The 14,726-nt window shown below is 63.7% G+C and carries 11 protein-coding genes; 3 read left to right on the top strand and 8 right to left on the bottom strand.

Going from position 1 to position 14,726, the window contains the following annotated elements:
* Positions 1-12: 12 nt before the first annotated feature.
* The 5 genes from I6F20_RS27705 to I6F20_RS27685 all read right to left on the bottom strand — a co-directional run bounded on the left by I6F20_RS27705 (position 13) and on the right by I6F20_RS27685 (position 5,815).
* A complete protein-coding gene (locus I6F20_RS27705) occupies positions 13-720 on the bottom strand; it encodes an ABC transporter ATP-binding protein (RefSeq protein WP_036011537.1) in 708 nt (235 codons plus the stop codon).
* Complete coding sequence (locus tag I6F20_RS27700) at positions 707-2,479, bottom strand: branched-chain amino acid ABC transporter ATP-binding protein/permease (RefSeq protein WP_225128799.1); 1,773 nt, start codon at positions 2,477-2,479, stop codon at positions 707-709. The genes I6F20_RS27705 and I6F20_RS27700 overlap by 14 nt, the downstream gene beginning before the upstream one ends.
* A 2-nt stretch (positions 2,480-2,481) precedes the next feature.
* Positions 2,482-3,417 carry a branched-chain amino acid ABC transporter permease gene (locus I6F20_RS27695; protein WP_036035780.1) on the bottom strand — a complete coding sequence of 312 codons (936 nt, stop codon included), beginning with the start codon at positions 3,415-3,417 and terminating at the stop codon, positions 2,482-2,484.
* Between the two features lie 79 nt (positions 3,418-3,496).
* On the bottom strand, positions 3,497-4,891 hold the full coding sequence (locus tag I6F20_RS27690) for an MmgE/PrpD family protein (RefSeq protein ID WP_225128706.1): 1,395 nt from the start codon (positions 4,889-4,891) through the stop codon (positions 3,497-3,499).
* Between the two features lie 30 nt (positions 4,892-4,921).
* Positions 4,922-5,815: an NAD(P)-dependent oxidoreductase gene (locus I6F20_RS27685; protein ID WP_057026133.1), complete on the bottom strand. Its 894-nt coding sequence runs from the start codon at positions 5,813-5,815 to the stop codon at positions 4,922-4,924.
* A 247-nt stretch (positions 5,816-6,062) separates the two neighbouring features.
* Here I6F20_RS27685 and I6F20_RS27680 point away from each other — a divergent pair, with 247 nt between their 5' ends.
* Genes I6F20_RS27680 through I6F20_RS27670 form a run of 3 tightly spaced genes read left to right on the top strand, consistent with a single transcriptional unit; the run spans position 6,063 to position 8,651 of the window.
* On the top strand, positions 6,063-7,415 hold the full coding sequence (locus tag I6F20_RS27680; RefSeq protein ID WP_225128704.1) for an MmgE/PrpD family protein: 1,353 nt from the start codon (positions 6,063-6,065) through the stop codon (positions 7,413-7,415).
* 28 nt (positions 7,416-7,443) lie between these two features.
* Positions 7,444-7,833, top strand: a complete 390-nt coding sequence (locus tag I6F20_RS27675) for a carboxymuconolactone decarboxylase family protein (RefSeq protein ID WP_036011521.1) — start codon at positions 7,444-7,446, stop codon at positions 7,831-7,833.
* Positions 7,834-7,841: 8 nt separating this feature from the next.
* On the top strand, positions 7,842-8,651 hold the full coding sequence (locus I6F20_RS27670; protein WP_109145135.1) for an N-acyl homoserine lactonase family protein: 810 nt from the start codon (positions 7,842-7,844) through the stop codon (positions 8,649-8,651).
* A gap of 455 nt (positions 8,652-9,106) precedes the next feature.
* Here I6F20_RS27670 and I6F20_RS27665 read toward each other — a convergent pair whose 3' ends face one another.
* The 3 genes from I6F20_RS27665 to I6F20_RS27655 form a co-directional block, all read right to left on the bottom strand.
* Complete coding sequence (locus I6F20_RS27665) at positions 9,107-10,447, bottom strand: metal-dependent hydrolase family protein (RefSeq protein ID WP_225128702.1); 1,341 nt, start codon at positions 10,445-10,447, stop codon at positions 9,107-9,109.
* Between the two features lie 539 nt (positions 10,448-10,986).
* Positions 10,987-13,434 carry an efflux RND transporter permease subunit gene (locus I6F20_RS27660; protein ID WP_225128700.1) on the bottom strand — a complete coding sequence of 816 codons (2,448 nt, stop codon included), beginning with the start codon at positions 13,432-13,434 and terminating at the stop codon, positions 10,987-10,989.
* The gene (locus tag I6F20_RS27655; RefSeq protein WP_225128698.1) at positions 13,431-14,672 is read right to left on the bottom strand and encodes an efflux RND transporter periplasmic adaptor subunit; all 1,242 of its coding nucleotides are present in this window, start codon (positions 14,670-14,672) and stop codon (positions 13,431-13,433) included. The genes I6F20_RS27660 and I6F20_RS27655 overlap by 4 nt, the downstream gene beginning before the upstream one ends.
* Positions 14,673-14,726 lie beyond the last annotated feature (54 nt).

Here is a 14,726-nt window from a genome sequence, read left to right as displayed (position 1 = left end):
TTTTTATGGTTGTCACATGCCGAGATAGGCCTTGCGCACGCGGTCGTCGGCGCGCAGCGTGTCGTTGTTGCCTTCGAGCACGACATGGCCGGCTTCGAGGACGTAGCCGTGGTCCGCGGATTCCAGCGCTTCCGCCACGCGCTGCTCGACCAGCAGCATGGTCAGCCCGGACTGGCGGCGAATCTCGATCAGCCGATCGAAGATGAAGTCGGCTGTTGAGGGCGCCAGCCCCATCGAGGGTTCGTCCAGCATCAAGAGTTTCGGCGAGGAGGCGAGGCCGCGGCCGATCGCGAGCATCTGCTGCTGGCCGCCTGACATCGTGCCCGCGAATTGGCTGCGGCGCTCCTTCAGCACCGGCAGCCATTCGAAGATGCGCTCGATGTTGCTCTGCCAGTCGCGTCGACCGCTCTCCGTCATCGCACCCATCTCCAGATTCTCCATCACGGTCAGTGACGGGAAGACTTGGCGGCCCTCGGGGACGTGGGCGATGCCGAGATGGGCGCGCTGCGGCGGCGGTACTGCGAGGAGGTCGACGCCGTCGAAGGTGATGGCCCCGCCGCTCGGTTTGACGATGCCGGAGATGGTCTTGAACAGCGTGGTCTTGCCGGCGCCGTTGGGCCCGACGATGGCGACGAACTGGCCGGCGCCGACATTGATCGAGATGTCGTTCAGGACGGGTTTGGCGGAATAGCCCGCGCTCAATCCCTCAATTCGCAGCATGGCCCACCCATTTCTTGCCGAGATAGGCCTCGATCACCCGGTTGTCGCGCGTCACCACTTCCGGCAGGCCTTCGGTGATGACGGCGCCGTGGTCGAGCACGACGAATCTGTCGACCAGCCGGACCATCGCCTGCATCGTGTGCTCGATGATCGCGATGGTCATGCCGTCGCGCGCGAGCTGCTGGATCACGGCGACGACCTCGTCCGCCTCGCCGTGGCCGAGGCCCGCGAGGGTCTCGTCGAGCAGCAGGATGCGTGGCTGGCCGGCGATAGCGCGGGCAAGTTCCATCAGCCGCAGCTCCTTGGTCGAAAGCTCGCCGGCGACACGGTCGGCGACGGCAGAGAGCCCGACACGGGCAACTGCATCGGCGGCAAGCTTGCGGGCTTCGTCGTCGGACCGCGCGCGCACATAGGCACCGACCACGACATTGTCGAGGATCGACATGCGCAGGAATGGTCGCATCACCTGGAAGGTGCGGCCGATGCCGGCCTCGCAGATCACGTGCGGCCGTTGGCCGGACATGTTGCGGCCATCGATCAAGACCTCGCCCTCGCTCGGTTTCAGGAAGCCGTTGAGGAGATTGAACAGCGTGGTCTTGCCGGCGCCATTGGGGCCGATGATGCCGAGGATCTCGTTCTGGTGCAGCTTGAAGCTGACATCCTGCACGGCCTTGAGGCCGCCGAAGGACCGCGACAGGTTCTTGACTTCGAGCATGACTTCCCCGGTGGCAGCCCGCTGTCGCGGTGCGGGCTTCAGCGTGGTGACGTTGGCAGCCGATGTTTCGGGCAGGTCGGAGGCAGGCGCCTTAGGCGCGATCCGTTTGCGCAGGAGATCGCGCAGCTTCCAGAACAGGCCTTCCGGTGCCAGCAGGATGACGCAGACGATGGCGAAGCCGAAGATCACGCCCTGGATGCCCGGGAAGCGTGCGCCGGCCTCGGCGTGAAGGATCTCGGCGAGCGGGATCAGGATGACCGAGCCGATCACCGGCCCCCAGACTGTGCCGACCCCGCCGAACATCGCAACCGTCAGCGCCTGGGCCGACACCAGCATGCCGAACACCGATTGCGGCGTCACGACCAACAACACCTGCGCGTAAAAGCCGCCGATCGCCGCGGCAATGGCCCCGCTCAGCGTGATCGCGCGCAGCTTCCAGGCGAGCGTATTGATCCCGGCTGCCTCGGCGGCGGCCTCGTTCTGCTTGATTGCGAGCAGTGCCATGCCGAAGCGGGAGCGCTCGATGAATTGCGTCAGCACGATGGTGGCAAGCATGATTGCGAGTCCCAGCAGCGTGTAGATGCGCGGATCGGCGAATTGCATGTAGGCGATCGGCGCGTCGCGCTTGATCGGAAGGGTCACCTCCTGGAAGCCGAGCCACTCGAACACGTAGAGGATGGCAAGCGGGTAGGCGAGCATCGCCAGGGCGAAATAGTGGCCCTGGAGGCGGAAGGTGGGAAATCCGATCAGCAGCCCGGCGATGCCGCCGAGCACGGCGGCGATGGGGATCAGCAGCCAGGGCGATATGTCGAAATAGATCTGGCCAAGCGCGGTGGCATAGGCGCCAATGCCGAAGAAGGCGGCATGGCCGAACGAGATCAGTCCGGTGTAGCCGCTAAGCAGGTTCCAGGACAGGCCGAACACCGCCCACACCGGCACCAGCGTCAGGATCAGCTGGTAGTAAGAATTGGTGACGCCGAGCGACAGCGCGGCATAGGCGATGGTGAAGAGCAGGGGAGGAAGAAAGGAGCGCATCCGGAGCATGATCACGTCCTCTCCACCATCCGCCCGAAGAAGCCTTGCGGTCGGAAGAAGATGATGAGGAGGAAGACGGCGAAGATCGCGGCGTTCTGCAGCTGCGTCGGCAGGATCAGCGTCGACATCTGCTGCACGAGCCCGATCGTCATGCCGCCCCAGAACGCGCCGATGATGCTGCCCATGCCGCCGAGCACGACGCCCGCATACATGACGATGACGTATTCGAGGCCGACGAACGGGTGGAACGGATAGTTCGTAGCGAGGAGGCCGCCGGCGATCGCCGTGATGCCGCAGCCGAGCGCGAAGGCGGTTCGGTGCGCGCGGTCGACGTCGATGCCCATATAGGTCGCGGCGGTCGGATTATCCGCGGCGGCGCGAAGCGATTTGCCGATCCGCGTGCGCGTGATCAGCAGCGACAGCAGGATCATCATGACCAGCGAAACGATCATGTCGATGCTGCGGGCCTTGTTGAGAAAGATGCTCATGTCGAAGAAGGGGCCGAGCTCCCAGGCCGAGCTCGACAGCGGCGTGCGGATCGAGGCCAGCACCGAGCCGAACACGATGAGGCCGCCGTTCTGCAGGATCAGCGCGATGCCGAGCGTGAGGATCAGCTGGGCGTAGTGTCCCTCGCCTTCGAGCGAGGCGGTGCGCGTCCCCGAGACGTGCGAGATCAGTGCCCGGTGGACGAAGTAGCCGAATACGGCAAGCACGGGGCCGGCCAGCAGGATGGAGACGAACGGTCCGACGGCATTGCCGAAGAACGACTGAACGCCGGCGGCGGTGAACAGATAGAAGGCAGTGTACATGCCGAGCATCATGAAATCGCCATGGGCGAAGTTGATGACGCGCATGACGCCGAAGATCAGGCCGAGCCCGACGCACATCAGGCCGTAGACGGCGCCGATCAGAAGGCCCGCGGCGAGCGCTTGCAGAAATCCTTCCATCAGCTTCGCCTCCGCGCGGCTGACGAACCTAAGCGGGTCTCGAAGTCGACCATGTTTCCCCCGTACTCTCCGGCACTTCTTATGATGCCGATCGTAAAACCCGTTCCGCCGTGTCCAGGCGGCATAGTGCTGCGATATCGCCGGCGTTGCCGAGCCGTTCGCAGCTCTCGATGAGTTGCTCCAACTGGCACGTGCGGTCCTCACCGAGGACTCCCTGAGCGGCCGTGCGAAAGCGCGTGCGAATATCTGAAGGTGTTGCGGCGATGACGTCGGGTAGCGCGTGCCGGATCGTCCGGCCGCTCTGCAGATGCACGGTCACATCCGCGCCCTGCTTGTCGGGGAAAGCGGTGGTGAAGCCGACATCCGGCTCAAGCTTCGTGATCGCAACCAGGCGGATGATATCGACATCATCGAGTTCGGCGTAGTTGCCTTCCTCGATCTCGCCCCTCACGAGGGTGGCCGCGACGCTGAAGGGAATGCTCATCTTGGCCTGGAGCGCGTTCCGATACGGGCCGGTGGAGGCGCACCCAGGATAGCGCACGGCGGCATCGGGAGCGCGAACGACGACGCGGTCGATCTCCTCGGTGCCGGCGAGTTCGTGCGAGACGCGAAGGGCCGCTTGCGCGGCGGTCTGCGCGAAATTGCAGGCCGGGACCGGCTTGTTGTAGACCGCCATGATCTCGCATTCGCCATTCGGGAACAGCGCGATGCTGTCGGGCGCGGCCTGGCGACGATAGGCGGCGAACAGGCCCGCTTCGCCTTCGAGGATCGTTTCGGAGCCGAAAGCGCCGGCTGCGGCGAGGCCGATTGCCTTGATCGCATTGCTGGCGGCGAAGCCCGGATGAAAATACATGTCGGAGCCGCCTGCATGCGGCCACTCGTTGAGACCGCTGGACGTGTTGGCCGCAATCGCGATGGCGCTGGTCGCTGCGTCTTCGGACAGGTTGAGCGCGAAACTTCCGGCGAGCGCCGCGCCCAGAGGGGCCACGAGGCCGGTCGGACGATAGAGCCGGGCGAGATCGGAGGTCAGCAACGCGCGGCCGATCCGCGCGCCGGTCTCATAGCCGATGATGGCGGCTGCGAGCAGCCTTGAGCCGTGCAGCTGCGACGGTTCGGACAGCGCGAGCAATGTCGGCCAGATCACCACGCCGTGGTGCGCAATGCTGGCGGCATGCATGTCTTCCCGCACGAGTCCGTGCCCCATCACGGCATTGGCGAAGGCGGCATCGGCCGGCGAGGAGAGTCGCGACATTCCGACGATGGTTGCGCTGCCGCCACCTTGTGCGATCGCGATTGCCTGACGACTCCAGGGATGATGACCCGCCTCGAAGGCGCAGGACAGGAAGTCGAGCAGGCAGAGCTTGGCCTTGGCGACCACTTCAGGTCCGAAATCTCCGAGATCAACGGCAAGTGCGCTCCGCGCCATCTGGCGCGCGAGAGATACCTCGCCTGATCCGGTCGGGCCGTTCGTCATCGCAAGTGTTTCTCCCAAAGGCTCTTGCGCTCAGCCGCGCATCTCGACTCCGGCCCACTCCTCGAGCACCTTGGCGATCGAGGTGAAATCGGATGACGGGCCGTATTTGGCGTTGGTGATCGCCAGCATCTGCCGTACCACTGCGCCGCAGACCATCGGCACGCCCATGGCCTCGGCCTCGTCCACGCAGAGACGGACGTCTTTGTAGGAAAGGCCGGTGGTGAATCCGAAATCGAACGTGCCCGGCAGCACCGAACGGGGAAATTTGTCTTCGGAGGCGCTGTTGCGGCCGCTGCTGGCGTTGATGATATCGATCAGCACCTTGGCGTTGACCCCGCCCTTGACGCCCATGGCGACCGCTTCCGACGTGATCACCAGCGCCGCCGCCGCCATCAGATTGTTGGCGAGCTTGGCGGTCTGCGCCACGCCGGGCTTGTCGCCGGTGTAGAACAGCTTGCCGAAATTCTTCAGGATCGGCTGCACGATGTCGTAAGTCGCTTGCGGGCACGATACCATAACGGCGAGCGTGCCGTTCACGGCGCCCTTGATGCCGCCGCTGACGGGCGCATCGACCAGCGTCATGCCTTTGGCTTTCAGGCCTTCCGCAACGAGCTTCGCCGCGCCGGGACCAGAGGTCGAGAGATCAACGACGATCTTGGCGCGGTTGCCGCTGCTGATGCCGTCCTCGCCGAGAGTGACGGCCTTGACGATGTCGGGCGTCGGCAGACTGGCGAGCACGATGTCGGCGCGCGAGGCGACGTCGGCCGGCGACTTGCCGACCAAGGCGCCGCGCTTGACCAGCGGCTGCGTCGCGTCGGTCTGCGTGTCGTAGACGACGAGCGAATAGCCCGCGTCCATCAACCGCCCCGCCATGGGGCCGCCCATGCGGCCCGTTCCGATCACACCGAGCGTCTCTCCCGCCATCGTTCACTCCCTGTCGCGCGATCCCACGCGGGGCGCGCCGTCTTGATCTTGTCGTTGTCAGTTCGCCGGCCGGCCCTGACGACCGCCGTCGTTGCGGCGGCGGGTTCCCGTGCCAGCGTGCCGGATTGTTATGATTGTCAGACAAGCTGTCAAGCATAACATTTGGGGTCGACAGTTTGCCGCGGATCGGCATAAGGTCCGAAAAACGAGGAAGACGCCCCGCGTGCCGCAAGACCCAATTCCCAGCGTGAGCAGGACGCTCGCCGATTTCGTCGCGGCGACATCGTGGGCGGACGTGGAGGCGCAGAGCGGCGAGGCGCGACGCTCGATACTGAATTTCTTCGCCACGGCACTCGGCTCCGCACGCGATCCGGTGGTGATGGCGGCGATGCGAACCCTGTCGCCGTTCAGCGGCGCCGCGACCGCGACGGTCATCGGTCATTCGCAGCCGATGGACGCGATGTGCGCATCGTTTCTCAACGCCATCTCAGCCAATCTGCTCGATTTCGATGACACCCATCCCGAGACGATCATTCATCCGGCGGCACCGGTCGCAGCTCCAGTCCTCGCACTCGCGGAGACGCATAAATTGTCTGGACGCGAATTGTTGACGGCGTTCATCCTCGGCGTGGATGTCGAATGTCGCATCGGCAACGCCGTTTCGCCGCGCCATTATGCGCGCGGCTGGCACATCACTTCGACATGCGGGATCTTTGGCGCCGCGGCGGCTTGCGCCAAACTATTGGGCCTGCCGGCGGAGGGTATTGCGAATGCCATCGGGCTCGCGGCGAGCCAGTCGGCAGGCAATGTCGAGAACCTGCCCAGTGCCGCGAAGAATGTCAGCGTCGGTAACGCGGCGCGCAACGGCTTGTTTGCGGCGCTGCTTGCAGAGCAGGGTTATGAGGCGGCCCCCCACGCCATTGAAGGCCCGCTCGGTTGGGCACGCACCATGGGTGACGAGCCGGATATTGCCCGCTTGCTTGATGGTCTCGGCAAGACCTTTGAGATCGCCAAGAACACCTACAAGCCCTATCCCGCCGGCATCGTTTTTCATGCGGTCATTGATGCCTGCCTTCAGTTGCGAGAGCGGATCGGTCGGCGATTCGACCAGATCGACACCGTGACCGTTCAAGGCTCGACGCTGCTGCTTGCGCGCGGCGACCGCCCCGTCAACAACGAGCGCGATGCGCGCGTCAGCATCCATCATTGCGTGGCGTGCGGATTGCTGCTCGGCAGAGCCGGCGTCGCCGAGTTTGCACGCGAGACGGTCGTCCGGCCCGATATTGTGCAGCTGCGGCAGAAGGTGAGGGCGGAGTGGGATGACGGGATGCCGGATGGTGCGGCACGCGCGACCGTGCGCCTGTCGTCCGGCGAGGTTTTCACCGAGACCGTCATCTCGCCGCGCGGCAGCCGGGCAGCGCCGCTTGAAGATCGCGATCTCGAGGCCAAGCTGCGCGAAAGCGTGCGAACGGGCCAGAGCAATTGGGACGCGGACGGTGTCATCGACGCCGTCTGGCGTCTCGATGCGGTGGCTGACGTCGCCGAACTGCTGCGATCGTTGCGGCCGCCCTCGGCGATGCGCCGAACAACTTCCATCTAGACTCTCGCAAGACCAGAAAGGGACGATCATGACCAAGACCGAACTGTTCGAAAAGGGCCTCAAAGTCCGCAAGGAGGTGCTCGGCGAGGACTACGTCAACAAATCGATCGCCGGTGCCGACGAGTTCACGCGCACGATGGCGGAATGGTCCACCGAATTCTGCTGGGGCGCGCTGTGGACGCGACCCGGCGTCGACCGTCGCACGCGCTCGATCGTCAATTTGGCGATGCTCGGCGCACTGAACCGGCCGCACGAGCTGAAGCTGCACGTGAAGGGCGCGTTGAAGAACGGGCTGACCAAGGAGGAGATCAAGGAGATCCTGCTCCAGGTCGCGGTCTATTGCGGCGTGCCCGCCGGCATCGACGCCTTCCGCAACGCACGCGAGGCCTTCAACGAGGTCGACGCGGCCGGCTCCTGAGCAAATCCATGGCTGACCCGATCTACGAACTCTTCGCCATCCGCTACGCAACGCGGGATGCGCAGCGGAGCGACCACTTCATCGGCGGCGATCCGCATGACGGGCCGATGCCGATGGACTATTTCATGTGGCTGGCGCGGGGAGGTGGGCGCACCTTCGTCATCGATACCGGATTCAACGCCGAAATTGCGAAGCAGCGCAGGCGGACATTCTTGCGCTGCCCGGTGGAGACTCTTGTGGCGTTCGATATCGAGCCGGCCGAGATCAAGGACGTGATCCTCACACATCTGCACTACGACCACGCCGGCAATTTCGACCGCTTTCCGAACGCACGATTTCATCTCCAGGAGCGCGAGCTTGCCTACGCCACCGGCCGCTACATGCAATATCCGAGGTTGTCGCATTCTTTCGAGGTCGAGGACGTCTGCGGCATCGTGCGGCTGAACTATGCGCGCCGAGTCCTGTTCTACGATGGCGATGCTGAGATCGCTCCCGGGCTGACGGTCCATGCGGCGGGGGGACATTCCGCCGGGCTTCAATTCGTCCGGGCCAACACGCGCCGCGGCCCGGTCGTGCTCGCTTCCGACGTCAGTCATTTCTACGAAAACCTGACCAGCGAGCGTCCCTTTACGACGGCGTTTCATGTCGGCGACATGCTGGTGGGGTTCGACAAGCTGCGCGCCGCAGCGCCGGATGCGGACCACATCGTTCCAGGTCACGATCCGCTCGTCATGATGCATTATCCAGCGCCGACCCCGGATCTGGACGGGATCGCGGTCCGCTTGGACGTGGCGCCGTCCGGGCCTGCTCACTCCTAGGGCGGCGAGAGGACCACGCACGGCATCCTTGTCGAGCTTCCGCATCTTCAACTCTGGCACGATCTGCGGCCGATCGGAGACGGCTGACCATCCTGCCAGAAAGCCGCCATCGATGGCGACGACGGTGCCGGTCGCGTATTGCGAGGCCGGCATGCAGAGGAACGCAACCGCGCAGCATCTAGATCATGATGCGGTCAGGTTGGAGGCGCCAAGCGGATTGGAACGAAAGGTCTTCGCCAAGCATCGCTACATCGGCTCGATGCCGATCTTCTTGATGATCCCGGCCCACTTCGTGGACTCGGAGCTCATGAAGTCGGTCAGGCCCTTGGAGTCCATCACATCTCGGCTTACCCAAGCGAAAGGTCTGCGCTGGTTGTCGAAATATCCGGTTTGACGTCCGTCAGGCAGGGTGATAGGCCATCACTATCGGTCACAGGCGCAGCCGTGAGAATAGGTCACTTGGGATTGGTGTCTTTGTAGATGATCCCGTCCTTCATGATGACGACAAGCCTATTTGCGGGGTCCTCGATAAGGCGAATGTCTTCCAGCGGATTGCCATCGACGAGCAGGAGATCGGCCAATGCGCCTTCCTCGACCACTCCGATCCTGCCGGGATAAGGATTCCGCGCACCGGAAAGCGCGAGCAGCTCTCCATTGGTTGAGGTCGCCATCGTCAGCGCTTCCGCCGGCGTGAACCACCGCGTGAGGTCTACGATGCCCTGACCCTGATGCTCGGCCAGTGGCTTCGAGAAGAGGATATCTGTTCCAAAGGCAGTCTTGATCCCAAACTTCTTGACGAACCCGTACACGGTGTCCGTTCCCGCAACAACCTGGCGCATCTGCGCCTGTTGGGCGGGGGGGAGCATGGCTGCGCCGCCGAGGTCTACGAACGGCTGAGTGCTCAGCCAGATTTGCTTTTCGGCGATGAGGCGTGCAGTCGGTTCATCCATGAGATGACCATGTTCGATCACTTTGACGCCCGCGGCGATGGAACGTCGAATTGCGCTCGGTGTATATGCGTGTGTTGCAACATACGTCCCCCAATCGGTGGCGGTTTCGACGGCCGCGCGCAAGTCCGCTTCGCTGAATGTGGTCACATCAAGTGGGCTGAAAGGCGAGGCGACGCCTCCCCCTGCCGTCAGCTTGACCTGGGACGCGCCCTGCATAAGCTGTTCGCGCACGCGCTTGCGGACCTCGTCGGGATCATCCGCGATGATGCTTCCGCCGAGCTGTTCGACGCGGCTTGCTCCGCCCTGACTTTGCGGCAGCTCCCAAAGCTCGCGGAAGTCTCCATGGCCGCCGGAGACCGTGATGACGGCTCCCGATGGATAGATGCGGGGACCCGGGACGAGACCTTCATCGATCGCGCGTTTGAGTGAGAAGGTGGGGCCGCCCATGTCCCTGACTGTCGTGAATCCGCGCATCAGTGTCGCTGTCGCTTCCGCGCTGGCCAGCAGGGTCGTATATCCGAGGTCGCTCGACAGCATCTGCGCGGGTGTCGGACGGACCATCATCGCGTGCCAGTGCATGTCGCTGAGCCCGGGCATCAGCACGCGTCCACCGCCTTGTATGACGCGGGCGTCCACGCGACGATCGGTTGGAATGGGCGCGGTCACGATCCGCTCGATGATGTTTCCGCGGATGACGACATTCGATGGGACGGAAAGCGTCTCGCTCTTCCCGTTAAAGATGCGCACGTTCTCGAAGACGGTGACTGCAATTCGCTCTTGCGGCTCTGCCGGCGTGAGAAAGGTGCACGTCGCAACAATGATCGTGGCACACTCGGGTATCCGCATTTGCAGTGTTCCTTCCTAGCATGTTGTGTTCTCTCGCCAGCGGCGCGGAGCCCGGCGGAAGTTGTCGCGCCGCACACGAGTTCGTTCCGATTCGCTCGACCGACAACCATCGGACCGTGACCATTTGGCGAGAGCCATTCATCAGAACATTCGTGGCAAGGTCGGGTCCCTATGCTGTTACATTCGACTTGCGCCAGCTTCCGCTTGATGTGAGCTCCGTTGCACCAAAGGACCCGCATAGAAGTACGTCCCGCGGATTGAGCGGGGTCCCCGAGCCTTCCAGTCCGCCAGCTTAGAGACGCCGTCTGTCCCGTACATTAGGGATTCTCTGTACACCGGCGGAGCAGGAATCGGGGTGCCAACTGTGGAAATAGCGCTCTTTGAAAGCTCTACCCGGGTAAACTTGGTTCAACTTTCTGCGCAGCTTACTAATAATCTCTCGTAATCCGGCAGCGTACTCCTCAATCATCGAAGTAGCTCATCTAAGCCAGACGACATTCTTTCGTTACGTTCTATGTTTTTGTTAGGATCGGGCATTCTTAGCCGCTTTTGATTGTGCCTTTCGCGCGCTCCCGTATGCGCTGGAAGGTGACGTAGAGCATCGGCACCAGGAAGATCCCGATCGAGCTTGCTGCGAGCATACCAGCGAAGACAGCGGTGCCCACTGCTCTGCGGCTCAGCGCGGCAGCTCCGGTCGCAATGACCAGCGGCAGAAGGCCGAGGATGAACGCAAGTGACGTCATCATGACCGCACGAAAACGCATATGGGCACCCTGAACCGCGGCCTCACAGATCGGGATACCCGCCTCCCGCTGTTCCCTCGCAAACTCGACGATCAGGATGCCGTTCTTGGCGGCAAGAGCGATCAGCACAACGAGGCCGGCGCCGATCAGGGCGTTTGTCACGCTCGAAATCGCGGCTGGGCCCTGTCCTTCCAGAGCTTGAAGCTGGTACTCGAATCCGCCGCCGGTGGAGAGGCCGATGATCGGCGGCAGGTTGAACGGCAGCACATTGGCTTGTCGTACCTGGGCACCGGCTGCGAATGTCCTGGAGATTAGCGCCTGCGCCGAGTCTGCGGCCGCTGTCCGGTCGGAAAATGGCTTGAGCCGCGCCACCACCAGTGCGCTGTTCGATTGGGAGACGCCATCGAGCAGTGAAAAGCCGATCACCGCGAGCACGTGATCGACGGCCGGCATCTGTTTCAGGACGTCTTCGATCTGGCGCGTAACCTGGCTGGTGCGCGCGACCGACGCGCCGTCGGGCAGTTGTACGGAGGTGAAGAAGGCGCCCTGGTCCTCCTCCGGCAGGAAGCCGGTCGGGGTTAGCAGTGAGACACCGAAGATGCCGGCGGCGAATACCGCAACCAGCAGCAGCGAGAGGGCGGCCCGGCGCACGAGGTAGCGGACGCCGTTGCCGTAGCGCTCGCGCAACCAGTCGATGCCGCCGAGTACACGGCCGATGATGCCGCGGGGCCGTCTGCCGTGACGCATCAGCAGCGCGCACAGTGCAGGGGATAGCGTCAGGGCGTTCAGCGCCGAAATCAACATTGCGGCGCTGATCGTCACGGCGAACTGACGGAACAACGTGCCCGAAATGCCGGGAATGAACGCGATCGGCACGAAGACCGAGAGCAGCACCAGCGTGATCGCGATGATCGGCGCGGTGATCTGGGTCATGGCTTTCTTGGTGGCCTCGGCTGGAGCCAGGCTTGGTTCCGCCGCCATGACGCGCTCGACATTCTCCACGACGACGATGGCATCGTCGACGACGATGCCGATGGCGAGGACCATCGCGAGCAGCGATACCGTATTGGCCGAATAGCCGAACGCGAGCAGAACTGCGAACGTGCCGATCAGGCTCACCGGTACTGCGATGGCCGGGATCACCGTCGCACGGAGACTACCGAGGAAGATATAGACGACCAGCATCACGAGGACGAAGGCTTCGGCCAGTGTCCGCAAGACCTCCGCGATCGTGTCCCGAACGAAGCTCGTGGAATCGTATTGGACGAGATAGCTCAGTCCAGGCGGAAATCGCGTTGACAGCCGTTGCATCGTCTCGGCCACCGCTCGCGCCGTGGTCACCGCGTTCGCTCCCGGCGCAAGGTAGACTGCGATCGGAACGGCGGCGCGCCCGTCGATCCGCGCCTCGCTGTCGACGTTTTGCGCACCGATCTCGACGCGCGCGACGTCTTTCACCAGCAGCGAGGATCCGTCGGGATTGGCGCGTAGCACGATGTTGGCGAATTGATCGGCGCTGGCGAGTCGGCCGAGGGTCTGCACGTTGAATTGGAACTGCTGATCGTCGCTGATCGGCCGCGCGCCGATGCGGCCGACGGCAGCTTGGACGCTCTGCGCGCGGATCGCGGCAATCACGTCCGACGGGGTCAAGCTGAGGCTGGTGAGCCGCTGCGAATCGAACCAGATTCGCATCGAATAGTTCATCTTTGCGAACAGGTTCGCTTGGCCGACGCCCGGCGTGCTCGCGATCGCGTCCAGCACGTTGATGATGGCGTAATTGGTGATGAAGAGGGGATCCTGCTGGCCGTCGGCGCTGTAGAGCACGAGGAATTGCAGGATCGACGAGGATCGCTTCTGCACCCTCACGCCTTGCTGCTGCACCTCCGTCGGCAACTGCGACAGCGCGCTCTGCACGCGATTATTGATATTGACCGTGTTGATGTCGGCATTGGTGCCATGTGCGAACGAAATGGTGAGCGTGTAGCTGCCGTCATTGCCGCTGGTTGATTTCATGTAGAGCGCGCGGTCGACGCCGATCACCTGTGCTTCGAGAGGCTGGGCGACGCTGCTTTCCACGACCTCGGCGGACGCGCCTGGGAAGGTCGCGGAGACGGTCACCTGCGGCGGCACGATATCCGGAAATTGCGCCACGGGAATTTGCGTGAGTGCCAACGCGCCGGCAATGGTGATGAGAAGTGCGATCACTATCGCAAGGCGCGGCCGATCGACGAAGACGCCCGATATCATGGAGTGCGGTCCGCGGCGTGGGGCCGGATCGGAGTGCCGCGGCCGCTCCGCGGTGGCGCCTCGCTCGCTACGCCGTCCATGCTCGACCGCAGGAGTGCGCTTGCTGTATCCGGAGCGACGGTCTGACCCGCGCGAACCCGCTGCAACCCTTCGGCGATCACCTTGTCGCCGGCAGCAAGCCCGCCGATGACGGCGGCAATTGTTGCGGTCGATTGTCCGAGCTGAACGCGCCGCTGCTCTGCCTTATTGTCCTTGCCGACGACGAGAACATAGTCGCCGCGCTGGTCGGACAACACCGCCGCGCGTGGGATCGCAAGTACTTCGATCGGCTGGACGCCTTCGAGCAGAACGGTGACGAACTCGCCGTCGGTCAGCTCGTGCGCGGTCACGCCTGCGGCAGACGGGGCGCGCAAGATCGGGTTGGCAATCTCGCCGCGGACCGTGATCGTGTCGGTGTTCTGGGCGATGCTGTTGTCGACGAAGTTCAGTTTGCCGGACTGACCGTACATACGGCCATCGGGCAGCCGCAATCGGATCGTCACCGCCTCGAGACCGCCTTGTGGGAGGTACCGCTCGCGCAGCTCGAGCCCCTCTCGCAGCGGCACCGGGAAAGTGACGTGCATCGGGTCCTGGCTGACGATCGTGGTCAGCACGCCGGAGGAGGGCCCGACGATGTTGCCTTCGGTTACCGCCGTGCGACCGATCTTGCCGTCGATCGGAGCATTGATGACGGTGTAGTCGAGATTGATTTGGGAGGCCTGGACCTGCGCCTGGGCAGCCTGGACCTGGGCCTGTAAGCTGCGCTGGGTGGCGAGCGCGGCGTCATAGGTCGATTGCTGCCCGGCCGGCCCGCCGAGAAGGGTGTGCGCGCGCTCCGTCGTCAGCCTGGCGTTTTCCAGCATCGCCTCGAGTTGCGCCACCTGCGCCTGCTTGGCTGCGAGATCGGCCTCGAATGGGCCGCGCTCCAGCCGATAGAGCTGGTCGCCCTTTTTGATCTCGGCACCCTCGTTGAACAGCCGCTGCTCCAGAGCGGCGGTGACACGGGCCGTCACGTTGACCCGGTTGACCGCCTCAACTCGGCCGAGGAACTCGTTGCTTTCGGTGATCAGCCGGCGCGTTGCCTCCACAACGCCGACGGCAGGCGTGGAAGGCGTCGGCTGGGTCCGGACAGTCCCGCCGATCGAGACCGTAACCAATCCTGCCGCCAGTAATCTGGTCGCGACGTCAGCAAGGTTCATGGTCCGCTCCGTGTTCCAGAGCTCCGAACGCCGACGTCACTTCGTTCGGCGTCT

The organism is Bradyrhizobium sp. IC3123, assembly GCF_020193625.1.
Taxonomy (GTDB): Bacteria; Pseudomonadota; Alphaproteobacteria; order Rhizobiales; family Xanthobacteraceae; genus Bradyrhizobium; species Bradyrhizobium yuanmingense.
Note: the sequence above shows the minus strand (reverse complement) of the source record. Positions and strands in the feature narration are given on the sequence as shown.